Source organism: Flavobacterium sp. FlaQc-48 (genome assembly GCF_044007335.1).
Taxonomy (GTDB): Bacteria; Bacteroidota; Bacteroidia; order Flavobacteriales; family Flavobacteriaceae; genus Flavobacterium.
The window spans coordinates 1-255 of the sequence record NZ_JBIPCR010000104.1; the positions used below are offsets into that span (position 1 = coordinate 1).

At 36.1% G+C, this 255-nt stretch carries 1 protein-coding gene; it reads left to right on the plus strand.

Annotated features, from left to right (window positions below; translation table 11 throughout):
• A partial coding sequence (locus ACHRWY_RS27755) for a type IX secretion system membrane protein PorP/SprF (protein ID WP_395359268.1) occupies positions 1 to 160 on the plus strand: 160 nt, incomplete at its 5' end.
• Positions 161 to 255 lie beyond the last annotated feature (95 nt).

Genomic DNA, 255 nt, shown 5'->3' on the forward strand with positions numbered 1-255 from the left:
GATGGTGGGTTTTCAAATCACAGACGGGCTTTATTTGGGATACGGTTATGATCGTGAAACCACCAACCTGAACAATTACAATTCCGGATCACATGAAATATTCCTGCGTTATGAATTCTTCAAAAACAACGGTAAGATGACAACCCCTCGTTTCTTCTAAAAAAATAAAATGATTATGAAAAATTATACACTTCTCTGTCTAATGCTTCTGCCTGTTTTTTATAGCCATTCCCAACAATCAAAAGTAAACTCAGG